The 22,415-nt window shown below is 71.3% G+C and carries 15 protein-coding genes; 9 read left to right on the forward strand and 6 right to left on the reverse strand.

Annotated features, from left to right (window positions below; all coding sequences use genetic code 11):
- Positions 1–571: 571 nt before the first annotated feature.
- Together acs and WMJ97_RS08350 are read left to right on the forward strand one after the other, a co-directional pair.
- Positions 572–2,461 carry an acetate--CoA ligase gene (gene acs / locus WMJ97_RS08345; RefSeq protein ID WP_347348523.1) on the forward strand — a complete coding sequence of 630 codons (1,890 nt, stop codon included), beginning with the start codon at positions 572–574 and terminating at the stop codon, positions 2,459–2,461.
- A gap of 102 nt (positions 2,462–2,563) precedes the next feature.
- The gene (locus WMJ97_RS08350) at positions 2,564–3,076 is read left to right on the forward strand and encodes a histidine phosphatase family protein (protein ID WP_347348524.1); all 513 of its coding nucleotides are present in this window, start codon (positions 2,564–2,566) and stop codon (positions 3,074–3,076) included.
- 92 nt (positions 3,077–3,168) lie between these two features.
- Here the strand turns inward: WMJ97_RS08350 and WMJ97_RS08355 are convergent, their stop codons facing one another.
- A complete protein-coding gene (locus WMJ97_RS08355) occupies positions 3,169–6,000 on the reverse strand; it encodes an FAD-binding and (Fe-S)-binding domain-containing protein (RefSeq protein ID WP_347348525.1) in 2,832 nt (943 codons plus the stop codon).
- Between the two features lie 442 nt (positions 6,001–6,442).
- On the opposite strand from WMJ97_RS08355, the gene WMJ97_RS08360 reads away from it, so the two are divergent.
- From WMJ97_RS08360 to WMJ97_RS08380, 5 genes are all read left to right on the forward strand, one after another.
- On the forward strand, positions 6,443–8,008 hold the full coding sequence (locus WMJ97_RS08360; RefSeq protein WP_347348526.1) for an ABC transporter substrate-binding protein: 1,566 nt from the start codon (positions 6,443–6,445) through the stop codon (positions 8,006–8,008).
- Positions 8,005–9,060 (forward strand): ABC transporter permease, encoded by a 1,056-nt coding sequence (locus WMJ97_RS08365; protein WP_347348527.1) that lies wholly within the window; start codon positions 8,005–8,007, stop codon positions 9,058–9,060. The genes WMJ97_RS08360 and WMJ97_RS08365 overlap by 4 nt, the downstream gene beginning before the upstream one ends.
- Positions 9,057–9,866, forward strand: a complete 810-nt coding sequence (locus tag WMJ97_RS08370; RefSeq protein ID WP_347348528.1) for an ABC transporter permease — start codon at positions 9,057–9,059, stop codon at positions 9,864–9,866. The genes WMJ97_RS08365 and WMJ97_RS08370 overlap by 4 nt, the downstream gene beginning before the upstream one ends.
- On the forward strand, positions 9,863–11,671 hold the full coding sequence (locus WMJ97_RS08375; protein WP_347348529.1) for an ABC transporter ATP-binding protein: 1,809 nt from the start codon (positions 9,863–9,865) through the stop codon (positions 11,669–11,671). Before WMJ97_RS08370 ends, WMJ97_RS08375 begins: the two co-directional genes overlap by 4 nt.
- Before the next feature lie 144 nt (positions 11,672–11,815).
- Entirely contained in the window at positions 11,816–13,510 is a 1,695-nt protein-coding gene (locus tag WMJ97_RS08380) for a choline/carnitine O-acyltransferase (protein WP_347348530.1), read from the forward strand.
- A 33-nt stretch (positions 13,511–13,543) separates the two neighbouring features.
- Here WMJ97_RS08380 and WMJ97_RS08385 read toward each other — a convergent pair whose 3' ends face one another.
- The 4 genes from WMJ97_RS08385 to WMJ97_RS08400 are packed head-to-tail and all read right to left on the reverse strand — an operon-like array spanning position 13,544 to position 18,858.
- Positions 13,544–15,121: an ABC transporter ATP-binding protein gene (locus WMJ97_RS08385; protein WP_347348531.1), complete on the reverse strand. Its 1,578-nt coding sequence runs from the start codon at positions 15,119–15,121 to the stop codon at positions 13,544–13,546.
- Position 15,122: 1 nt separating this feature from the next.
- Positions 15,123–16,019 carry an ABC transporter permease gene (locus WMJ97_RS08390; protein ID WP_347348532.1) on the reverse strand — a complete coding sequence of 299 codons (897 nt, stop codon included), beginning with the start codon at positions 16,017–16,019 and terminating at the stop codon, positions 15,123–15,125.
- Complete coding sequence (locus tag WMJ97_RS08395) at positions 16,019–16,978, reverse strand: ABC transporter permease (protein ID WP_347348533.1); 960 nt, start codon at positions 16,976–16,978, stop codon at positions 16,019–16,021. Before WMJ97_RS08395 ends, WMJ97_RS08390 begins: the two co-directional genes overlap by 1 nt.
- 44 nt (positions 16,979–17,022) lie before the next feature.
- On the reverse strand, positions 17,023–18,858 hold the full coding sequence (locus tag WMJ97_RS08400) for an ABC transporter substrate-binding protein (RefSeq protein WP_347348534.1): 1,836 nt from the start codon (positions 18,856–18,858) through the stop codon (positions 17,023–17,025).
- Positions 18,859–19,027: 169 nt separating this feature from the next.
- Between WMJ97_RS08400 and WMJ97_RS08405 the strand changes: the two genes are divergently transcribed.
- A complete protein-coding gene (locus tag WMJ97_RS08405) occupies positions 19,028–20,446 on the forward strand; it encodes an FUSC family protein (RefSeq protein WP_347348535.1) in 1,419 nt (472 codons plus the stop codon).
- 18 nt (positions 20,447–20,464) lie between these two features.
- Positions 20,465–21,163 carry a helical backbone metal receptor gene (locus tag WMJ97_RS08410; RefSeq protein WP_347348536.1) on the forward strand — a complete coding sequence of 233 codons (699 nt, stop codon included), beginning with the start codon at positions 20,465–20,467 and terminating at the stop codon, positions 21,161–21,163.
- A 61-nt stretch (positions 21,164–21,224) separates the two neighbouring features.
- Here the strand turns inward: WMJ97_RS08410 and WMJ97_RS08415 are convergent, their stop codons facing one another.
- Positions 21,225–22,100 carry an SMP-30/gluconolactonase/LRE family protein gene (locus tag WMJ97_RS08415; RefSeq protein WP_347348537.1) on the reverse strand — a complete coding sequence of 292 codons (876 nt, stop codon included), beginning with the start codon at positions 22,098–22,100 and terminating at the stop codon, positions 21,225–21,227.
- Positions 22,101–22,415 lie beyond the last annotated feature (315 nt).

Consider the following 22,415-nt stretch of genomic DNA (forward strand, 5'->3'; position numbering starts at 1 on the left):
GAGCCACGGGCGAAGAGGGCGCCCCGCAGGGGTGTCTGATGTCATCCATACGGATCCTGAACGACCATCACAGGCTTTTTAAGGCGTGCATTGTCCCCCAGAATAGGGACGCCGCGATCGGCCGCAACAGAGAAAGCGGCCGGGTAGCCCCAGGCAGAGCCACCCGACCGCTCGCGCGAGCTTCCGCCCCTCCGGGTTCCCCCGCCCAAGAGAGGCTGCCAGCCCTCCAACCCGGCTCTGACTTGGTCATTGTCGACCCGGATCGCCGTCGCTTTGGTCCAGTCGCGACTCGGAACCGTCGGCATTCCCCCGCCGATCAGATCCGTTCGGAGCCCGACCCCCCGACCGGGCTTCCGATAAATAGTATGCACGACATAAGGACTTCTATTTGCCGATCTGGACACCCCTGGACAAACATTTCCTGGGGGGACAAAAGGGCTGTCCCCCTTTTCGAGGACGCATTCGTCGGCCCCTGCCTCCAGGCGCGCCGTCCGGCGCGCCCGCAGGCGGCTTCCCTCGCGCTCCGCCCGCCGGTTAGTCTCTGCCCGCAACGACCTGAGGAGGACAAGCAATGACGCAGCTCGACGGTGACGTCTTCTACCCCGACCCCGCGATCGCGGCCGGCTCCCGCGTCCCCGACGCCGACGCATTCCGCGCCCAGGCGCTGGCCGACCCCCAGCAGTTCTGGGCCGACGAGGCGTCCGAGCTGGAGTGGTTCGAGCCGTGGACGCAGGTGCTCGACGACTCCGAGGCGCCCTTCTTCAAGTGGTTCGTCGGCGGCCGCACCAACATCGTGCACAACTGCCTCGATCGGCACGTCAAGGGCCCGAACAAGAACAAGCTCGCGCTCATCTGGATGAGCGAGGACGGCAACGACCACCGCACGTTCAGCTACTTCTCGCTGAACCGGCAGGTGACGATGATGGCGAACGTCATCAGGAGCATGGGCGTCGGCAAGGGCGACAAGGTGACGATCTACCTGCCGCGCATCCCCGAGGTCGTGTTCGCGATGCTGGCGTGCGCGAAGATCGGGGCCGTCCACTCGGTCGTGTTCGCGGGCTTCAGCTCCGACGCCCTCACGAGCCGCATCGACGACTCCGAATCCAAGCTCGTCATCACGTCCGACGGCTCGTGGGTGAACGGGTCGGTCTTCCCGCTGAAGGACATCGTCGACGAGGCCGTCCGGTTCTCCCCCACGGTCGAGAACGTGATCGTCGTCAAGCGCACCGGCAACGACGTCGCCATGGACGCGCTGCGCGACCACTGGTACCACGACCTCACCGCGCTGCCGATCGCCAAGGGCAAGTGCGAGACGGAGCAACTGGACGCCGAGGACCCCCTCTACATCCTCTACACCTCCGGCTCGACGGGGACGCCGAAGGCGATCCTGCACACGCACGGCGGCTACATGGTCGGCACGTACTCGACGCTGAAGTACACCTTCGACATCCGTCCGGAGGACCGGTTCTGGTGCACCGCCGACCCGGGCTGGGTCACCGGGCACTCCTACCTCGTCTACGGGCCGCTGCTGACCGGCGCGACGACGTTCATGTACGAGGGCGGGCCCACCTACCCGTACCCGAATCGCTGGTGGCAGCTCATCGAGTACTACGGCATCACGAGCTTCTACACCGCCCCGACGGCGATCCGGTCGCTGATGCGCTTCGGCGAGGCGTGGCCGAACCGGCACGACCTCAGCTCGCTGCGCTTGCTCGGCTCGGTCGGCGAGCCGATCAACCCGGAGGCGTGGCATTGGTTCCACCGGGTCGTCGGCAAGGAGAAATGCCCGATCATGGACACCTGGTGGCAGACCGAGACCGGCATGTTCCAGATCACCCAGGTGCCCGGCGAGCCGCAGAAGCCGGGCTCGGGCGGCAAGCCGTTCTTCGGTCAGGACGCCGCGATTCTCGACGAGGAGGGCCACGAGGTCGCCGACGGCGCCGAGGGCTTCCTCGTGCTCAAGAACCCGTGGCCCGGCATGTTCCGCACCCTCTACAAAGACCCCGACCGCTACGTCGACACCTACTGGGCCAAGTACCCCGGCGTCTACCTGGCCGGGGACGCCGCCCGCAAGGACGCCGACGGCTACTTCTGGGTGATCGGCCGCACCGACGACGTCATCAAGGTGTCGGGCCACCGGCTCGGGACCGCCGAGGTCGAGTCGGCCCTCGTCTCCCACCCGGCGATCTCCGAGGCCGCCGCGATCGGGCTGCCGCACGAGGTGAAGGGCAACGCGATCCACGCCTTCGTCGTGCCGCGCATGGGCTACGAGCCGGGCCACGAACTGGAGGAGGACATCCGCAAGCACGTCTCCATCCACCTGTCCCCCATCGCCAAGCCCGACTGGATCACCTTCACCGAGAAGCTGCCGAAGACCCGCTCGGGCAAGATCATGCGCCGCGTCCTGAAGGCGCGCGCCCTCGGCGAGGACGAGGGCGACCTGTCCACCCTGGAGGAGTGAGGACGCCGCGGGCGGCGGTCGCCGCCCGCGTTCCGAGGTTGCGTCCGGGGTCGGCTGCCGCCCCCGGCGACGAGCCCCTCGCCCGGCTGGCATCCTGGATGCATGGATGACCGCACCCTTTTGCTCATGCGCCACGCCGAGGCCGGGTATTCGCTGTCGACGTCGGACGCCGACCGCGACCTCACGGAAGAGGGGGTCGCCGACGCCCGCGTCGCGGGCGCCTGGGTGGCCGAGCGCGTGGGGGCGCTCGACGTGGTCGTCACCTCGGGGGCCGTCCGGACGCAGCGCACCTGGGCCGTGATGGCCGACGCGGGGGCGTCCGCATCTCACGAGGTGGACGAGCAGGCGATCTATTCGGGCGGGGTGGACGCGCTGCTGCAGGTGGTCCGCGCGGTGGACGCCGACGCGCGCCGCGTGCTCGTCATCGGGCACGCGCCCGACATCCCCCGGCTGGCTCGTCACCTCGTCGGACGGAGCGTCAACGAGGCGGCAGCACGCCAGTTGGGCGCCGGTTTCCCGACGTCGACGATCGTCGAACTCGCCGTCCCGACGCCGTGGGCCGACGTCGTCGACGACTCCGCGACCCTCCTGGACGCCGCCACCCTGCGCGCCTGAACTCACGGTTCGAGCTCCCGCGGCGCGGCCGTCGCGGCCCCGGGCCCGCACCAGCCCCGGCATCTCGGCCGGAGGCTGGTGACGAGCGGCATTCAGACGCCCGCGCGGGCCGCGAGCTCTTCGAGGACGTGCACGTAAGTCTTGCCGGTGGCCCGGGTCATGCCGATCTCACACGTCCTATTGCAAGACAGGTACAGATCGGCATCCAGCTTCGCGACACTCGCGGCCTCGTCGGCCGTGGCCGTGGCAGTCAACTCGGGGTGCAGCAGGCCGCGGTCGCCGGCGAAGGCGCAGCAGCGCCAACCGTCCGGCACGACCACCTGGTCGGCCACCAAGCCGGCCAGCATGATGAGCGAATCGTTGACGCCCATCCGGGTGCTCGAGCAGGTCGGGTGCACCACGGCCAACCGTGCCCTGGATAGCGACGGCAGCTTCGAGGCTATGTGCTCGGCAGCGAAGGCGGTGGCGTCCACCACGGTGGCCTCGTGGACGCCTTGATGCTCCAGCGCGATCTGGACGCCCTCCGAGCAACTGACGTTGTCACAGACGATCGGACGACGCCAGCCGTCGCTGGCCGCACCCAGCACGTCGACGAGCCGGCGTCCCATCACGTCACCGCCCGAGCGCAGCCCCTTCGATTTCCAGGGGGTGGCACAGCACAGGCCCTGCACCTTGTCCGGGATCGACAGCCGCACGCCCGTGAGTTCGGCCAATCGCTGCAAGGCGTGGCTGACGCCCCGCTCGCTGGCATGATCACTCCCGAACATGGTGCCGACACAGGCGGGCATGAAGACAGCATCGGCGGTCGCCACCGGATCCGCGTGGCGCCGCGGCCCGCCGCCGGGCAGCTCAGCGGACAGCGTCGGGACGAGATCCTCGCTGGTGATCGCGCGGGCGGCTCCCAGCACGCCGCGGACCAGCGAGTTGGGGACGTGGTCGACCACGGTCATACCCGCCGAGGCCACCGAGGTGAACGGACCCCACACCTTCGCGGCCTGCTTCCAGGCGGCGTCCAGCACCTTCGGGGCGCGTTCGGCGCGGAGATCGCGGATGAGATCCCCGGTATTGATCTGCACCGGGCAGGCGGTTTGGCACATGCCATCCACGGCGCACGTTTCGACCACCGGGTATTCCTCGTCCTTGTACAACTGCTTGGCGAGGTCGGCGTTCCCCTCGTCTCGGGCGGCTGCGATGGCGCGCTGGACGACGATCCGCTGGCGGGGGGTCGTCGTCAGATGCTGGCTCGGACAGACCGGCTCGCAGTAGCCGCATTCGACGCAGTCGTCGATGCCGGGGCGCACCGGGGTGGTCTTCTTGATGTTCTTGAGGTGCTGCGTCGGGTCGTCGGTCAGCACCGAGCCGGGGTTGAGCACCATCTGGGGATCGCAGGCCCTCTTGACCTGCCACATCGCGTCATAGAGCTCGTCGCCATACTCGCGTTGGACGAACGGCGCCATGATGCGCCCGGTGCCGTGCTCGGCCTTGAGGGTGCCCTGACGGTCGAGCACCAAAGTCACCATGTCCTCGGTGAAGTCCTCGTAGCGCTTCAAGGCGGCCGGGCCATCGAAGTCCTCGGTCACCAGGAAGTGGATATTGCCGTCCTTGGCGTGGCCGAAGATGACCGCACCCTCGTAATGGTGCTTGTCGAACAGCACCTGCAACTCCGCGCACACCCCGCCCAACGAGGTCATCGGCACGGCGATATCCTCCAGCAGCGCGGCTGTCCCCTCGGGCCGGTTGCGAGCCACCTTGGTGTAAAGACCCTCGCGCATGGTCCACATCTGTTCGCGGCGGACCGGATCGTTCGTCATCTCGGGTTTCGAGTAGAGGTCGAATCCGTCGAACGCCGCGAAACCCTCCCTCGAGCGATCGGCGAGTTCGTCGTCGGTGTCCCCCTGGTATTCGACGAGCAGGCTCGCCTGGCCGTCTACCGTCAACCCCGGAGGCAGGACGCTGGTGGCGTCCTCCCCCATCGCGTTGATGGCCGCAGAATCGATGAGCTCGACCACATCGGCACCGCTGTCGACCAAGATCGGCAGCGCCTGGGTGGCGGCATCGAGGGAGTTGAACAACAGGAATCCGGTCGCGGTCTTGGCATGCACCGGCACGGTGCGGAAGAAGGCCTCCGCGATGAACCCGAGGGTGCCCTCGCTGCCGACCATCAGGTGTTCGAGGATCTTCACCGGCTCGGTGAAATCGATGAACGAGTTGAGGCCGTAGCCCATGGTGTTCTTGATCGACCAGCGCCGTGCGATATCGGCACGCATCTGGGGACGCGAAAGCTGATCTCGCAGGGAGCACAGCACGTCGTACAGTGCGGGTTCCGCCGAGCGCAGGGTCGCGTCCGCGTTCGGCGCGGCGGTATCAATCACGGTTCCGCTGGGCAGCACGAGCGTCATGGATTCGATCGTCCGGTACGTGTTCGCGGTGACACCGCAGGTCATGCCGGAGGAGTTGTTGGCGACCATGCCGCCGATCGTGCAGGCGATCTCACTGGCGGGATCCGGACCGAGTTTGGCGTGGTGGCGGGCCAACTGGGCGTTCACCTGCCGGACCGTCGCCCCCGGCTGGACCCGAACCCGGGCGCCATCGTCGAGCACCTCGATGTCACGGAAGTGGCGGCGGACGTCGAGGGTGAGGCCGGTGCTCAGCGCCTGACCAGACAGGCTCGATCCTCCGCCCCGCAGGGTCAGCGGCCAGCCCGAGGCGACAGCGACGGCCATGGCGAGCCCGACCTGCGCGGCGTTGCGGGGCCGGGCGATGGCCTGCGGGGTGGCGATGTAGTGCGACGCGTCCACCGCGAGGGCGAAGCGATCGATCTCGGCGGTGCTGATGCCGGCGTCCAGCCCCAAAACCCGTGTCAACTCCGCGACCGCTTTCGCGGGTGGGGTGCTCGTTGCGATTCTGGAGGCGATGGCGGTCATGACAGGCTCGATTCGGCTCGGTGCGTGTGGGACGCCCCAGTTGCCAGCGCCCCTGGTAGTGGTTCGACCATACGCCGGCCTCTCCCGACGCATGCCGATACCGTGCGAATCGGCCGCACGCCCGTTCCGCCTCCATCTCACGGGATGGACGGTCACACCATCTTTTCGGACGGCCTCGACGCGCGGTTGGGATCAGCCGCGGGGGCGGGGCCGGCCAGCCACCACCCCCGCTGATCGAGCTCCAAGGACTCACGAGTCCCCCTCGATTCCGCCACCCTGCGCGCCTGATCTCACCTATCGGGCGGGTTGATTTCCGTTTCCGCAGCGTTTTCCCTGGTTAGATGAGGGTTGAGCCCACGGGCTCGCAGTACTCCTTCATATCCTGTAGAGCAGCTAGGAAATGGTCCTAGGGTGTTCACACCCTCGAGGAGGATCCCGCCCCGTGAACGCTTCATCGTCCCCCCACACCGGCCTCAGCCGGCGCCGCCTGCTCCGCCTCGGCGGCGCGGCGCTGGCCGTCGGCACGGCGGCGTCCGTCACGGCCTGCACCAGGCCGTCGTCGGACGCGATCACCGCCCAACTCGTCCACGGCGCCACCGGCGGCAGCCTGAAAGACACGGTGGACCCGCATTTCCCCGTGGCCTACCCCGACATCGCCCGCGTCCGGCAGCTCTACGAGCCGCTGCTGCGCTACAACGCCGACTACACCATCGAGGCGTCCCTGGCGGAGTCGGTGGAGCCGAACGCGACGGCCACCGAGTGGACAGTGCGGCTGCGCCCCGACGTCACCTTCCACAACGGACGCCCCGTCCGCGCGTCCGACGTCAAGGCCAGCTACGAGCGCATGCTCGACCCGCAGAAGCCGGCGCCGTTCGCGACCGACCTCGTGCCGATCGTCGATTTGGCGGCCAGCCGGGTCGTGGACGACCGGACGTTCCGGTTCCACCTCAAGCGTCCGTACGCGGTCTTCGACCAGATCGTCGCCTCGTACGCGCTCGGCATCGTGCCGGAAGACTTCGACCTCTCCCACCCGGTCGGCACCGGGCCGTGGAAGTTCCAGCGATTCGTCCCCGGCCAGCGCAGCCACTTCCTGCGCTACGACGACTACTGGGATCAGCGCGCCGCCTTCGACGAACTCGTCATCCTCGACTTCGCCGACGACGCGGCCAAGGTGAACGCCCTGCTCGCCGGGCAGGTGCACACCATCGACAACCTTCCGACCTACCTCGCCGGCGCGCTCGACTCGCAGAGCGCGAGCCCGCTCGTCTCCGAGACCGGCGGCTGGGTGCCGTTCACGATGCGCGTGGACGCCAAGCCCTTCTCCGACGTCCGCGTCCGGCAGGCGATGCGGCTCATCGCCGACCGGCAGGAGATGATCAACCAGGCGCTCAACGGCTTCGGCCGGGTGGCGAACGACCTCTACGCGCCCTTCGACGACGACTACCTGGGCAACGACCTGCCGCAGCGGCAGCAGGACATCGACCAGGCCCGCTCCCTGCTGCGCCAGGCCGGCCAGCAGGACCTGGAGGTCGAGCTCGTCACCTCGACCGCCGTCGGCGCGGGCGGCGTCGAGTCGGCGAACCTGTTCGTGCAGCACGCGCGCAAGGCGGGCGTCCGGGTGCGGCTGCAGAAGGTCGACAGCAGCATCTTCTACGGCGAGCAGTACCTGCAGTGGGTGTTCGCCCAGGACTTCTGGGCGACGAAGCGGTACCTGCCGCAGGCGACGGCGGCGTCCCTGAAGAGCTCGCCCTACAACGAGACGCACTGGTATGACGAGCGCTACGCGGGGCTCATCGCCTCCGCGCAGCAAGAGCTCGACCGCACCCGCCGCCGGACCCTCCTCCAGGACGCCCAGCGCATGGAGTACGAGCAGGGCGGGTTCCTCATCTGGGCGTTCAAGAACCAGGTGGACGCCTACAGCGACTCCGTCACGGGGCTCGTGCCCGCGCGCGAGCACCCGGTGTCGTCGTTCCGCTTCAACCTCGTCAAGCCCGTGGAGACCCGATGAGCGTGACCTCCCCTCCCGCCGCCGAGCAGGAACCCCAGGACCCCGTCTCCGTGCCGGCCACCGAGGCGTCCGGACGATCGCCCGCCCGGGCCTGGACGCGGTGGATCCTCCGGCGCCTCGGCCTCGCCGTGCTGACCCTGTGGCTCGTCTCGGTGATCGTGTTCATCGCGACGTCGGCGATCGGCGACCCGGTCCGCGCGATCCTCGGCCGCGACTTCGACGTGAGCCCCGAGCGGGTGGCGTCCATTCGGGCCGAGTTGCACCTCGACGAGCCGCTGCCCGTGCGCTACGGCATCTGGTTCGGCAACCTGCTGCAGGGGAACCCCGGCAACTCGGTCGCGAACGGCCTGCCCGTCGCCGAACTGATCGGCGACAAGGTCGTCAACAGCGGGTTCCTCGTGCTGGTGACCGCCCTCGTGATGGTGCCCCTGTCGCTCGCGCTGGCGATGCTGTCGGCCCGCGGACGCGGCGGCCCGCTCGACAACGGCATCCAGTTCGTGACGCTGGCGCTGGCCGGCGTCCCGGAGTTCGTCACCGGCATCCTCCTCGTCGCGCTGTTCTCGACGAGCGTCTTCCACCTGTTGCCCGCCGTGACCGTGCTACCCGTGGGCTACATGCCGTGGGATCGACCGGCGAGCCTCATCCTGCCCGTCGCAACCCTGGTGATCGCCGTGACCCCCTACCTGGTCCGCATTCTCCGCTCGAACCTCATCGAGGCCCTCGACTCCGACTACGTCGAGTTGGCCCGGCTGAAGGGCGTCCCGGAGGGCCGCATCCTGCGCGAGCACGCGCTGCCGAACACGATCGTCCCGATGATCCAGGTGACGGCGCTGCAGCTCGCCTGGTTGGTCGGCGGCGTCGTCCTCATCGAGTACCTGTTCAACTACCCGGGCATCGGGGCCGCGCTGGTGGACGCCGTGCGTAACTCCGACTTCCCGGTCGTGCAGGCGCTGTCGATGATCATCGCGTCGGTCTACATCGTGGTGAACCTGATCGCCGACATCGCGTCCATCCTGCTGACGCCGCGCGCGAGGACGGGGATGGCCGCATGAAGACGTTCCTGAAAGACCCGAAGATCCTCATCGGGACGGTGTTGACGCTGCTGATCGTGCTGCTGGCCGTCGTCGGGCCGCTGCTCGCGCCGCACGGCGAGTACGACATCGTGGGGCGTCCGTTCACGCGGGAGGGGACCTTCCTCGGCACCGACTACCTCGGGCAGGACGTCTGGAGCCGCGTCCTGTACGGCGGCCGGTCCGTGCTCATCATCGCCGTGCTGGCGACGGCCGTCGGCGTCCTGCTGGGCATCGTCATCGGCGTGGTCGCGGCCTATGCGGGAGGCTGGCTCGACGAGATCCTGATGCGCGGCAACGACGTGCTGCTCGCCTTCCCGCAGATCCTGATCGCCCTGCTCGTGCTGAGCGCGGTCGACCAGCCGACGTGGTGGATGATCGTGCTGATCGTGGGCATCGCCCACGCGCCACGCGTCGCCCGCGTCTCGCGCGGCGTCGCCCTGACGTACGTGAACCAGGACTTCATCACCGCCGCCGAGGCGATGGGCGAGTCCCGCTGGCGGGTCGTCTTCACCGAGCTGGGGCCCAACCTGGCCGTCCCGCTGCTCGCGGAGACCGGCCTGCGCCTCACCTACTCGATCGGCATGGTCGCCGGCATCGGCTTCCTCGGCTTCGCCACCGACCCGGGGGCCGCCGACTGGGGGCAGATGACGAACGAGAACCGGCTGGGCCTGCTGGTGCAGCCGTGGGGCGTCCTGGCGCCGGTCCTCATCATCGGCCTGTTCACGATCGGGACGAACCTCATCGCCGACGGAATCGGCCAGCGCACCGCCAAGGGGGCCTCATGAGCACCGCAGCCCAACCGATCGAACCCGACGAGGCCGTCTGCACGGCGTCCGACCTGCGCGTCTCCCTGCGGGCCCGCGGCGTGGACGTGGTCGACGGCGTCGACCTCGTGCTGCGTCCCGGCAAGATCGTCGGGCTGGTGGGCGAGTCGGGGTCGGGCAAGACGACGTCAGGGACGGCGCTGCTCGGCTACGCCCGGACGGGCGCCGCGATCACCGGCGGGCAGATCATCGTCGCCGGGCACGACGTCCGGAGCATGTCGCCCGGCCAGGTGCGTCGCATCCGCGGCATCGACATCGGCTACGTCCCGCAGGACCCGAGCTCGGCGCTGAACCCCGCGATCCGCATCGGCGCCCAGCTCCGCGAGCTGCTCGACCTGCACAACGTCGGGACGCCCGCCGAGCGTGCGGACGCCATCCGGACGATCCTGCCCGAGGTCGGCCTGCCGAACACCGACGAGTTCCTGCGCCGCTACCCGCACCAGCTCTCGGGCGGGCAGGTGCAGCGGGTGGCGCTGGCGATGGTGTTCCTGCCGCGGCCGAAGGTGCTGGTGCTCGACGAGCCGACGACCGGCCTCGACGTGACGACCCAGTCGATGGTGCTGGAGACGCTCGATCGGCTGTGCGAGCGGTTCGCCGTCGCCGCGCTGTACGTCACGCACGACCTGGCGGTCGTCGCGACGATCGCCGACCGGGTCGCCGTGATGTACGCGGGCCAGCTCATCGAGATCGGGCCGGCCGCCGAGATCTTCAACCGCCCCGGCCACCCGTACACGCGGGCCCTGCTGAACGCGATCCCCCACCTGCATCGCTCGTTCGCGCTCACCGGCATCCCCGGCCGGACGCCGGCCCCGGGCGCGCGGCCGTCCGGGTGCCGCTTCCACGACCGCTGCGAGTTCGCGATCGCCGAGTGCGCGGCCACCGAGCCGGACTACGCCGACGTGGGCCCCCAGCATCACGCGCGGTGCATCCGCACCGGCGAGCTGCCGGCCTGGGATCCTCGCGCCCGCGCGGTCGCCGACACCGACCCGCAGCGTGAGCGCGACCTCGTGCTCACGGTGCAGGACCTGAACGTCTACTACGGCCCGGCGCACGTGGTGCACGACGTGGGGTTCGACCTGGCCCGCCGCGAGATCGTCGCGCTCGTGGGCGAGTCGGGGTCGGGCAAGACGACGATCTCCCGGTGCGTCGCCGGGCTGCACGACCAGTGGGACGGCGAGGTCGACCTCGGCGGCGAAGAGCTCGTCCGCAGCGCCCGCCGCCGGACGCCCGAGCAGCGCAAGCGCATCCAGTACATCTTCCAGAACCCCTACGGGTCGCTGAACCCGCGGCGGACGGTCGAGCAGATCCTGCTGCGCCCGCTGGAGCTGTTCGGGGTCGCCCACGGCCGCGCCGCCCGGGAGCGAGCGGCACAACTGCTGGACGCCGTCCAGCTCGGCGAGGGCGCCCTGTCGCTGCGCACCAACCGGCTCTCCGGCGGGGAGCGTCAGCGCGTCGCCATCGCCCGCGCCCTGGCGGCCGAGCCCGACATCCTCGTGTGCGACGAGATCACCTCCGCGCTGGACGTGTCGATCCAGGGCTCGATCACCGAGCTGCTCAACCGCATCAAGAACGAGCGCAGCATCTCGATGCTGTTCGTCACCCACGACCTCGCGCTCGTGCGCTCGATCGCCGACCGCGTCCTCGTGCTCCAGCACGGACGCCTCGTCGAAGGCGGGCTGGCCGCCGACGTCCTCGACCGCCCGGAGCAGACCTACACCCAGGACCTCCTCGCCCACACCCCCACCCTGGAGCACACGCTGGAGTAGGCGCCGGACAATCCCCCGGGACGCCCTCCCATGCCCGCCACCGTATCCCGCGATGTGGCCGTCGGCGTCCGCCGGACGCCGGCCCTTCCGCGCCGCCCTGTCCGCGAGGCATGATGTGCGCGCCGCCCACGAGGGGGAGAAGTCGTGAATTACCTGCCCGTCCCGCCGCTGGAACAGACCCTGCAGCGGTATTTGGCGACCGTCCGTCCGCTGCTCGACGAGTCGGAGTACCGCGCGACCGAGCGCGTGACCGCGGAGTTCGGGGCGTCCGACGGGCCGGCCTGCCAGCAGGCCCTGCTGGACTTCGCGGCCCAGGAGGACGCCGACGGCCGCTCCTGGCTCTCGGACGCCTGGCTGGACGGGTACCTCGCCGTCCGGAAGCCGCTGCCGCTGGCCAGCAACGTCGGGTTCCAGCTCAACTGGACCCTGTCGTCGCGCGACTGGGCGGGCGTCGCCGACCTGATCTACCGCTTCGCGGCGGTGCACCTGGCGTACCTGCGCGGCGAGGTGACAGACGACCCGTCGCCCCGGGGCGGGTGGCGATGTCTGCGGCAGTGGAGCTATCTGGCCGGAGGCGTCCGGCGGCCGCACGCGGAGCACGACGAGTTCGTCCCCGGCCCCGAGGGGGCCGCCGGGCGCGAGATCGTCGTGCTGTGGCGGGGGCGGGCGTCCGCGCTGACCGTCAGCGACGATGCCGGCCAGCCGCTCGCGCCGCCGCTGCTGCGGGACGCCCTCGACACGCTGACCGGCGCCCCCGACACCCTCTTCACGGTGCCGTCGTACCTGGGCGGGGCGAAGGCGTCCGAACACCTGGATGCCCTGCTGGCCGACCCGGCCAACGCCGAGACCTACCGGCGCATCACCGACGCGATCTTCTGCGTCGCGATCGCCGACGACCCCGACGACGACGCGACGCACCTCGAACGGCTCACGTTCAAGCTGGGCAAGACGTGGGCCCACAAGCCGGTCACCTACCTGGTCTGCCCCGCGGACGGCTTCGTCGGCATGCACGTCGAGCACAGCGTCGTCGACGGCTCGACGCTGAAGGCCGTGGTCGCGCGGGCCCAGCAGGTCGTCCCCCCGGTCACCCACGAGCCGGGGGCGTCCACGACGATGGCCGGCCTGAAGTGGCAGGTCTCCGACGACCGATCGGACGCGATCGCCGCCGACGCGGCCGCCTACCGGCGCCGGGTGCCGAACTACCGGGTGCGGATCGTCCGGACGCCGTTCGACCCGCCGAGCGACCCGCCGTTCAAGCTGAGCCTGGACGCCTGCCAGCAGTTCGTCCTGCTGTACGGGCAGCTCGTGGCCACCGGCGGCCTGCGCAGCACGTACGAGGCGGTCGACATGCGCGAGTACCAGGCGGGGCGCACCGAGTGCCTGCGCCCGAACACACCCGAGGCGGTCGAGCTGGCCGGCGCCCTGAAGCGCCGCCGCGCGACGCCGGAGCTGCTGCACGCCGCCCTGGACGCCCACCGCGAGCGCGTGCGCGCCTGCAAAGAGGGCCAGGCGATCGACCGGCACCTCTTCGGCCTGAAGTTCGCCGCCGGACGCCTCGGGCGCGACGTCGAGTTCTTCCGCGACGAGGGGTATCGGCGGCTCGTGGACGACTTCCTGTCGACGACGTCGTTGGGCGACACCGACCAGTTCCTCCGCTACGCGTTCGCGCCCGCCGTGATGGACGGCATCGGCGTCAGCTACCACGCGGTGCCCGACGGGTTCGAGTTCGTCCTGACCTACCGCGAGTCGAAGTGCCCGCACCTGGAGCCGTTCGCCGCCGCGCTCCCCACGGGAGCCGTGCTCTTGGCGGCGGTCGTCCGGAAGGCCGCGGCCGGCTGAGGGCCGGCCGACCGCCGGGGTCGCCGAGGCCGGTCAGCCGCCCAGCAGGACGTCCTCGACGCCGCCCACGCCGACGATGCGTCCGCCGCGCATCACCGCGATCCGGTCGGCCAGAGCCCACGCCAGGCCGCGGTCGTGGGTGATGACGAGCGCGCCGAGCCCGCGGGCGTCCCGGAGGTGCGCGAGCAGCGCCACGATCTCCGCGCGGACCGTGGCGTCCAGGCTGGAGACCGGCTCGTCGGCGACCAGCAACTCCGGGTTCAGCGCCAACGCCCCCGCGATCACGACGCGCTGCCGCTGACCGCCCGACAGCTCCGAGGGGAGGGCGCCCAGCAGGCGCTCGGTGGGTTCCAGCTCGGCGGCGCGGAGGGCGTCCTCGACGAGAGTTCGCTCGTCGCCGGGCACGCGGTGGATCCGCAGGCCCTCGGCCACCGCGTCCCACACCGTCTGCCGCGGGCTGAGGGCGGCGTCCGGGCTCTGCGGCACGAACTGCACGCGCCGCCGGAACGCCCGCAGGGCCGCCCCGCGCGGCAGCGGGCGCCCGTCGAACAGCACCTTCCCCGACGTCACCCCTTGCAGACCGAGCATCGCCCGGGCGAGCGTCGTCTTGCCCGCACCCGAAGGCCCCACGAGGGCGACGATCTCGCCGCGCTCGATCGCCAGGGACGCCTCCGCCACGGCCCGCGTCCGGACGCCGCGCCCGGCCAGGTCGACCGTCACCCCGGACGCCTCCAGCCGCCCGCCCGTACCCGTCGGCGGGCGGGACCGCGGCCGGCGCACCGACCGGTCGCCGACGGCGAGGGACGCCGCGGCCAGCCGGCGGGTGTAGGGGTGCCGGGCGTGCTCGAGGACGTCCGCGGACGGCCCCTCCTCCACGATGCGGCCCGCCTGCATCACGACGAGCCGCTCGCACGCCCGGGCGAGCATCGGCAGGTCGTGGCTGATCAGCAACAGCGACAGCCCGCGCTCGCGGACGAGCGCGCCCAGGGTGTCCTGGATCCGCGCGGCGACGTCGGCGTCCAACGCGGACGTCGGCTCGTCCGCGATGACGATCTGCGGGTCGCACGCCAGCGCCATGGCGATCAGGACGCGCTGCCGCTGCCCCCCGGACAACTCGTGTGGGAACGCGCCCGCCCGCGCCGGCGACAGCCCCACCGACCCCAGCAACTTCTCGACGCGCGCCCGGCGGCCGCGGCGTCCGATCCAGTCGGCGCCGGGATGCAGCCGCAGCGCCTCCGCGATCTGCCAGCCGACGCTGCGCACCGGGTTCAGGCTGCTGGCCGCGCCCTGGAACACCACGGACGCCGACGTCCAGCGGACCGCACGGAGGCGTCCGAAGGAGAGGTCGCGGACGTTCTCCCCGTCGAGCAGAATCTCCCCGCGCACCCGCGCCGACCTCGGCAACAGCCGCAGCGCCGACAGCGCGAGCGTCGTCTTCCCGCAGCCCGACTCGCCCGCCAACCCGACGGTCGCGCCGGCGGGCACGCGCAGCGACACCCCGTCGACGGCCAGCACCCCGGACGCCTCCGGCTCGCCCCGACGGGCCCGGGCCGTCCCCGGACGCCCCGCCCGGTACTCGACCGAGACGTCGCGCCACCGCAGCTCGGCCATCTCAGCGCCCCCCGAGCCCCACGGTCAGGGACCGCTCGAACCCGCGTCCCACCAGCGTGAATGCCAGCACGACGGCGACGATCGCCAGCCCCGGCGGCAGCACGAACCACCAGAAGCCCGCGGTCGCCGCGCCCGTCTCGGACGCCTCCCGCAGCATCGCCCCCCACGAGGGCGCCAGCGGGTCGCTCAGCCCCAGAAAGGCCAGCGTCGACTCCATGATGATGGCCATTCCCACCGCGAGGTTCGCGTGCGCGAGCACGAGCGGCCCGAGCGCGGGGAGGACGTGCCGCCCGAGCACGTGCCACCCGGACGCCCCCAGCGCCCGCACCCGCTCCACGGACGGCCGCGCCTCGATCGACATGGTCTGCGCCCGGACGACCCGCGCCAGCGTCGACCAGGACGTCAGCCCGATCGCGGCGACGATCGTCCAGACGCCGGGCTGCAGCACCGCCGAGAGCGCCAGGGCGAGCACCAGCCCTGGCACCACGACGAAGAAGTCGATCACCCGCAGCAGCGCCGCCTCGAGCCAGCCGCGGGCGTGACCGGCGGCCAGCCCGACGCTCGTCCCCAAGACCACCGCCAGCACGCTCGACGCCACGCCGACGAGCAGCGACACCCGGGCGCCCCAGGCCAGCAGGCCGGCGACGTCCCGGCCGGACGGATCGGTGCCCAGCCAGTGCGCCCACGACGGCGGCTGGTTCACCGGCGCGGTCACGCGGGTGGGGTCGAGGGTTTCTGCCGGGACCAGCGCGGGCGCGGCCAGCGCGATCGCCGTCACGCACGCCAGCAGCCCGAGCCCGATCGCGGCGTTGGGCGGGACGCCGGCCCGCCTCCCGGCGGAGGACGCCGTCCGCAGGCCCGGCCGCGTCCGGCCGCCGGGCCGGCCCTCGCCGCCCATCACGTCCCCCTCAGCCGAGGGTCGATCAGACGGTAGACGACGTCGGCGAGGGCGTTCGAGACGACGGCGGTCGCGCTGAAGACGAGGAACGTCCCCTGCAGCAGCGGCAGGTCCGGGGCGCTGAGCGCCTGATAGGCGAGGTAGCCGAGCCCCGGCCAACTGAACACCGACTCGACGGCGATGGCCCCGCCGATGACCTGCCCGAGCATGAGGAACACCAGCGTCACCGTCGGCAGCAGCGCGTTCGGCAGGACGTGCCGCGCCCGGACACCGTCCTCCGGCAGCCCCTTCGCCCGCGCGGTCGTGAGGTAGCCCTCCCCCAGCTCCCCCAGCACGGACGCCCGCATCGTCAGCGTGTACTGCGCGAACTGCACGGCGGCCAGGGTGAGCGCAGGAAGCACGAGGTGCCGGGCGACGTCCCACGCGAGGGCCGCGCCCGAGGCGTCCGACCCGGGGGTGACCATGCCCCCGGTCGGCAGCGGCCCGCCGAACGCCATCAGCAGCAACAGCCCTAGCCAGAAAGCGGGCACCGACCAGCCCACCACCGCCGCGGCCGTGGCCGCCCGGTCGAACGCCGACCCTCGGCGCCAGCCCGCCCGCTGCCCCAGCCACACCCCGAGCGAGACCGACAGCACGAGGGCGGCCCCGGTCAGCAACAGCGTCGGGCCCACGCGCTCGGCGATGAGCCGCGCGACCGGCTGGTCGTAGAAGTACGAGCGCCCGAGGTCCCCGCGCAGCAGCGAGGCCGCGTAGTCGACGAACTGGGTGACCAGCGGCCGGTCGAGCCCGAACTCGTGCCGCAGCCGGGCGACCTCACCGGGCGTCACCGGACGACCCCGCGTCAGGGTCAGCACCGGGTCGCCGGGCAGCACGCGGAACAGGAAGAACCCGAGCACGGCCACCATCCCGAGGCTCACCAGCGTACCGACCACCCGGGACGCCGCCCTCCGGACGCTCATCTCACCCCGCCCGGGTCCCGCTCGGCCGCCGGCTCACGGTCGCCTCACTCGCGCTCGTCGGCCGACCGCCGCCGCCGGACCAGGTAGATCGCGCCACCCGCGAGGGCCACCGTCACGAGGATCCCGGCGATTGAGGCGCCGCTCACGGCATCGGACGCCGGCCCCGCACCGGGCGCCGCGGACGCCCCGGGCGTCCCCTCCGCACCCGCGGCGTCCCGGGGGGTCGCCGAGTAGAGGCCCCAGTAGGAGTTCTGCCCGGTGATCGGGCCCGTGCCGGTCGGCTGCCGCTGGAAGTCGTTCCAGCGGTCGGAGCGGTAGGCCTCGAGTTGGTCGGGGTAGTAGAGCACGTCGAGGACGTTCGCGTCGTACAGCCGCCCGAACGCGCGCTTGACGAGGTCGGCGCGGTGGGCCGCGTCCAACTCGGCGTGCTGGGCGGCGAACAGCCGGTCGAACTCGGCGTCGCAGAACCCCACCTCGCTGAGTCGCCCGGAGCCGTCGGTGTTCGGCCGCGAGGAGCACTGGTTGATCGAGAGCTGGAAGTCGGGGTCGGGCCCGACGGCCCAGCCGGTGAGCAGCAGGTCGTAGTTGCCGACCGCGCTGTCCTGGTCGGTCTTGGCGTCGGAGACGATCTGGACGGTCGTCCGGACGCCCACCCGCTCCAGCCACGACCGCACGTACTCCCCGATGCGGGCCAGGTCGGGGCTGGAGTTGCGTCCGAGCAGGCGCAACGTCAGCGGCCGTCCGGACGCCTTGTCCACCCTGACGCCGTCGGCGCCGCGCCGGTAGCCGGCGGCGTCCAGCAGGCGTCCGGCCTCGTCGGGATCGAACGTGCGCGGGGACGCCCCCGCCGGCAGCCCGAAGTAGGCCGGGTAGACGGTCGGGATCTGGGTCACGCCGGGCTTGGCCCGGCCGCCGAGCACCCGCTCGACGATCGTCGCGTTGTCGATCGCGAGAAACACGGCTCGCCGCACCGCCGGATCGCGCAGCGCCGGGTTGCCGTTCCCCATCGGCTGGTTGGCGGAGGAGGCCATCCCGGGGTTGGCGGTGAGACCGATGTAGCGCCGCCCGGCCCCGGCGCTCGTCGTCACCCCCGGCACGCCGCTCAGGGCGTCGAACTGGGCGTTGGTCAGCCCGGACACCAGGTCGATCTCCCCGGTCCGCAGCCCCTGGACGGCGGCGTCCATGTTCTTGTACCAGACCCACCGCAGCCCGGCGGCCCGGGGGGCGCCGCGCCAGAACCGCGGGTTGGCGGCCAACTCGAGCGACTGCCCCTTGTCGAGCTTCGTCACGACGAACGGCCCCGAACCCACGACCGGCTCGGTGACGTCGTCGAGGTAGTGCGCGGCGTCACGGTTTTCCCAGACGTGCCGCGGGACGATCGGGATGTCGATGCCCGGGTTCGCCGCCTGCGGAGCCTTGGTCGTGATCACCAGCGTGCGCGGGTCGCGCGCGACGGCGGAGGCGACGTTCGCGACCAGCGTGCCGTTGGCGGTCGCGAGCTCGGGCTTGGTCATGATCTGGTTCAGCGTCCAGGCGGCGTCGTCGGCCGTCGCGGGCTGCCCGTCGGACCACACGCGCCCGTCGGGCACGGTGAACGTCCACGTCCGGCCGTCCGGGCTGGTCTCCCAGCGGTCGGCGAAGCCGCCGACCGGCTCGTTCTGCAGCCCCGACTCCACCAGCGACTCGAACTGCATGCGGTTCACGTTGATCGACGACAGCAGCGCCGTCTTGAACGGATTCAGCGTGTCGATCTGGGCCACGATCGCGATGCGCAACACGGACGCCTCCGCCGCTCGCGCGGGGACGCCCGCGAGCGACGCGAGGGTCACCAGGATCGCGGCGGCGAGAGCGGCAAGCCGCCGGACGGTCGTCGTGCTCATGAGGACTTCCTGTGGGGTCGGTATGCGACACTGTGACACAGCCACCCCCCTTCGAGGGTGCCAGCCACGGAATTTCGTTCATCAAGTGTGAACACTCGCCGACCGGACGCCCCCGGCTCCGCCCCGAGCGTGGGCTGCGCGTCCGCCCGACGGGTGAAAGACTGGTTATATGCCGTCGCTCGCCGAACGCGTCCTCGACCTGATGTGGCCGGGGCACCCGAAGACGCCGCGCGGGGTGGTCGAACGGCTCGTGCCGATCGTGCTGAACCTGCTGCGGCTGACGTTCGCGTGCATCGTCGCCTACCTGCTGACGGTCGTCGTCCGCGACGGTCCGCCCGACATGACCGGCACGCTGACCGCGCTGCTGGTCATGCAGGCGTCCGCGCAGAGTTCGGCGAAGATGGCGCTCGTCCGGGTCGCGGCCGTGCTGTGCGGCGTCGGCATCGCGCTCGGCGTCGCCGCGCTCGTCGGCCTGCACTGGTGGTCGCTGGCGTTCGTCATCTTCGCCGCGCTCGTCGTCGCCAAGGCGTTCCGGCTCGACGACCAGGCGCTCGAGGTGCCGATCAGCGGCATGCTGATCCTGGCGTCCGCCGGCCAGCCGATCGCCGCCGAGACGCGCATCGTCAACACGCTCATCGGGGCGGCCGTCGGCATGGTGATGCCCCTGCTGCTGCCGCCGACGATCCCGGCGCGGCGGGCGTCCGGGGCGGTGCGCGACGTGGCCCGGCGGCTGCACGACATTTACGCCGAGACCGCGAAGCAGGCCGCCGCGGGCCCGGTCACCCGCGACACGTGCACGCCGGGGCTCGAGCAGCTTCGGGACACCGTCAAGCTCGTGACCAGGGCGAACGACAAGATCAAGGACGTCTCGGACCTCCGCAAGTGGAACACCCGCGCCGTCGGCATCGCCAACATCGCCCCGCTGCTGCAGACCGCCCTCGACACCCTCGACCGCTGCCTGCTGGCCTCGCGCGTGCTCTTCCTGGCCGTCACCGAGGAGGCGCCCGAAGAGCAGACCCTGCACGACGGCTTCGGCACGGAGACGAGAATCGCGTTCGCCGCGGTCCTGCGCGACATCGGGCTCTGCCTGGACGCCTACGGCGCCCTCATCGAGGCCGAGGCAGGCGGGATCGAGAGCGACACCGACCGGCTGTTCGCCGAACGGATGGCGTCCGCGCAACAGACGCGCCTCGACCTGACGCAGATCATGGTCGACTCGCCCCACGACACCGAGGAGTGGATGTTCCACGGCGCGATGCTCGCGGCCATCGACCACCTGCTCGACTACCTCGACGTCGAGGTCCGGCTGCGCGCCCGGCACGACTGGAAAGCGTCCCAGGCCGGTCGCGCGGTGCCCGCCGACGTGGCGCGCGTCAACCGGGTGAACCTGCTGCAGTTCAGCCGCGCCCGCCGGCTCATCCGCGAGGGCGAGGTCACCAACCCCGATCTGCAGGCCAACTTCCTCGGCAACGAGCAGCCGACCGAGATCATCCCGGTCGTGCGTCCGCGACACCCCAAGACGCCGCCCCGGCACCCCAAGACACCGCCGCGGCACCCCGACTCCCCCTCCGACCACGACGCTCACTGAGCGCGAAAGGACATCCCGATGACGGCCCGATCAGGCGCGCGACGCGTGGTCTCCCTCGTCCCGTCCCTCACCGAGGCCGTCGCGAGCGTGGACGCCTCCGCGCTCGTCGGCGTCACCGACTGGTGCACGCACCCGGCCGGACTGGACGCCCGGCGCGTCCGCGGCACCAAGAACCCCGACACGGCCGCGATCATCGAACTGAACCCCGACGTCGTCCTCGCCAACCGCGAGGAGAACCGCGAGATCGACGTCGCCCGCCTCCGCGCCGCCGGGCTGCCGGTCTGGGTGAGCACGATCGACAGCCTGCAGGAGGCGTTCGACGAGCTGGACGCGATGTTCGTCGATGTCCTGCGCTGGGACGCGCCCGCCTGGCTCCCCGAGGCGCGCCGGCTCTGGGCGACCCCGCTGCCCGACCGCGGCACGTGCGCCTGCCCGATCTGGCGCGACCCCTGGATGGTCGTCGGCGGCCGGACGTTCACCTCCGACGTGCTCGCGCACCTCGGCTGGCGCAACGTGTTCGCCGGACGCCCGCGCTACCCGCACGTCGAACTGCACGAGATCGTGGACGCCGCCCCCGACCTGGTCGTGCTGCCGGACGAGCCCTACCCGTTCGGCCCCGCGGACGCCGCCGCCCTCGGTGGGCTGCCGACGCGGCAGGCGTCCGGACGGCTGCTCATGTGGTACGGCCCCAGCCTGCTGGAGAAGCCGGAGCTGTAGGCGTCCGCCCAGGGGGCCGTCCGAGTCGAGGGGCGCGCGAAGCCGCGCCGGCGGCGTCCGGTCAGGTGAACATGCGCGGGGGCTCGCCGATGAACGTGTTCAACGGCCACCCCCTCACGCCGGCGTCGACCGCGAACACCGACCCCGCGGCCGGCTCGTCGGCCAGCCCCAGCGACGACGACGTGCAGAACAGCGTGCGGTGCCCCGGGCCGCCGAACGTGCAGGCGGTGATCTGCGACACGGGGAAGCGGATCTCGTCGGTGAGATCGCCGTCGGTCGAGTACCGGCGGACGCACCCGCCGCCGTTGAGCGCGATCCACACCCCGTCTTCGGTGTCGACGGTCAGCCCGTCGGGACGCCCCTCCTCGGGCTGGAACGAGAGAAAGATCCGCTGGTTGGTGAGGCCGGACGCCCACGAGTAGTCGAACTCGTAGGTACGCATCGCGGCCGTGTCGTTCAGGTAGGCCGTCTGCCCGTCGGGCGAGAAGGCCATGCCGTTGGACGTCGTCAGGTTCGACACCACCGGCACCGCTCCGGCCTCCCCGGAGTCGATGCGGTACAGCAGCGCGATATCGTCCAGCCCCGCATAGCTCGTGGTGCCCGCGTAGAAGCGCCCGTGTGGGTCGCAGGCGCCGTCGTTGAACCGCTGCCGAGCGTCGGCGAACAGTTGGCCCCACGGCGTCAGGTCGCTCAGATCGTCGCGCGCCGCGATGGCGAGCCCCCGCTCGGTCGCCACGATCGCGCCGCCCCGGTCGCGCGGGCGCAGGCACGCGGCCACGCGCGACCCGACCGACACCTCGCTCACCGAGCCGTCGCTCTCCAGCGTCAGGATCGCCCCGGCGTACAGATCGACGAACCGGAGCACGCCGAGCCGCGGCCACCACACCGGGCTCTCGGCGTGATGGGCCACCACATCGGTGATGCGCTCGGGCCGCATGGGCCAAAGCTACTTCAGCGGCCCGGCTCCGCGGAACCGAACCAAACTGGAGATCTGAGCGATCTCGCACCGGGCGTCACAGGTCGAGGGCCAGCGGCGCGGCCGCCATCGCGCAGAACACCACGCATGCCACGACGGTGAGCATCATCATCATCAGGATCATCATGGCGTCCAGCCTGCCCGAGCCCTCTGACAAAAACATCGCCCGCCGGGCCCGATCGGCCGCCCCACCGGGGGCTGAGCCCCGGATGCCCCCCGTAGTACCGTGGCCGCATGGCGCTCAGCGTGTTCGACCTGTTCAGCGTGGGAATCGGG

It is taken from the genome of Nigerium sp. (assembly GCF_039811905.1).
Lineage (GTDB): Bacteria > Actinomycetota > Actinomycetes > Propionibacteriales > Propionibacteriaceae > Propioniciclava.

Excerpts from the sequence above, each read along its gene's own strand:
- WMJ97_RS08395 (WP_347348533.1), bottom strand. The coding sequence starts at position 16,978 with ATGAGCGTCCGGAGGGCGGCGTCCCGGGTGGTCGGTACGCTGGTGAGC.
- WMJ97_RS08410 (WP_347348536.1), top strand. The coding sequence starts at position 20,465 with ATGACGGCCCGATCAGGCGCGCGACGCGTGGTCTCCCTCGTCCCGTCC.
- WMJ97_RS08365 (WP_347348527.1), top strand. The coding sequence starts at position 8,005 with ATGAGCGTGACCTCCCCTCCCGCCGCCGAGCAGGAACCCCAGGACCCC.
- WMJ97_RS08390 (WP_347348532.1), bottom strand. The coding sequence starts at position 16,019 with ATGGGCGGCGAGGGCCGGCCCGGCGGCCGGACGCGGCCGGGCCTGCGG.
- WMJ97_RS08350 (WP_347348524.1), top strand. The coding sequence starts at position 2,564 with ATGGATGACCGCACCCTTTTGCTCATGCGCCACGCCGAGGCCGGGTAT.
- WMJ97_RS08385 (WP_347348531.1), bottom strand. The coding sequence starts at position 15,121 with ATGGCCGAGCTGCGGTGGCGCGACGTCTCGGTCGAGTACCGGGCGGGG.
- WMJ97_RS08415 (WP_347348537.1), bottom strand. The coding sequence starts at position 22,100 with ATGCGGCCCGAGCGCATCACCGATGTGGTGGCCCATCACGCCGAGAGC.
- WMJ97_RS08405 (WP_347348535.1), top strand. The coding sequence starts at position 19,028 with ATGCCGTCGCTCGCCGAACGCGTCCTCGACCTGATGTGGCCGGGGCAC.
- acs (WP_347348523.1), top strand. The coding sequence starts at position 572 with ATGACGCAGCTCGACGGTGACGTCTTCTACCCCGACCCCGCGATCGCG.
- WMJ97_RS08375 (WP_347348529.1), top strand. The coding sequence starts at position 9,863 with ATGAGCACCGCAGCCCAACCGATCGAACCCGACGAGGCCGTCTGCACG.
- WMJ97_RS08370 (WP_347348528.1), top strand. The coding sequence starts at position 9,057 with ATGAAGACGTTCCTGAAAGACCCGAAGATCCTCATCGGGACGGTGTTG.
- WMJ97_RS08355 (WP_347348525.1), bottom strand. The coding sequence starts at position 6,000 with ATGACCGCCATCGCCTCCAGAATCGCAACGAGCACCCCACCCGCGAAA.
- WMJ97_RS08400 (WP_347348534.1), bottom strand. The coding sequence starts at position 18,858 with ATGAGCACGACGACCGTCCGGCGGCTTGCCGCTCTCGCCGCCGCGATC.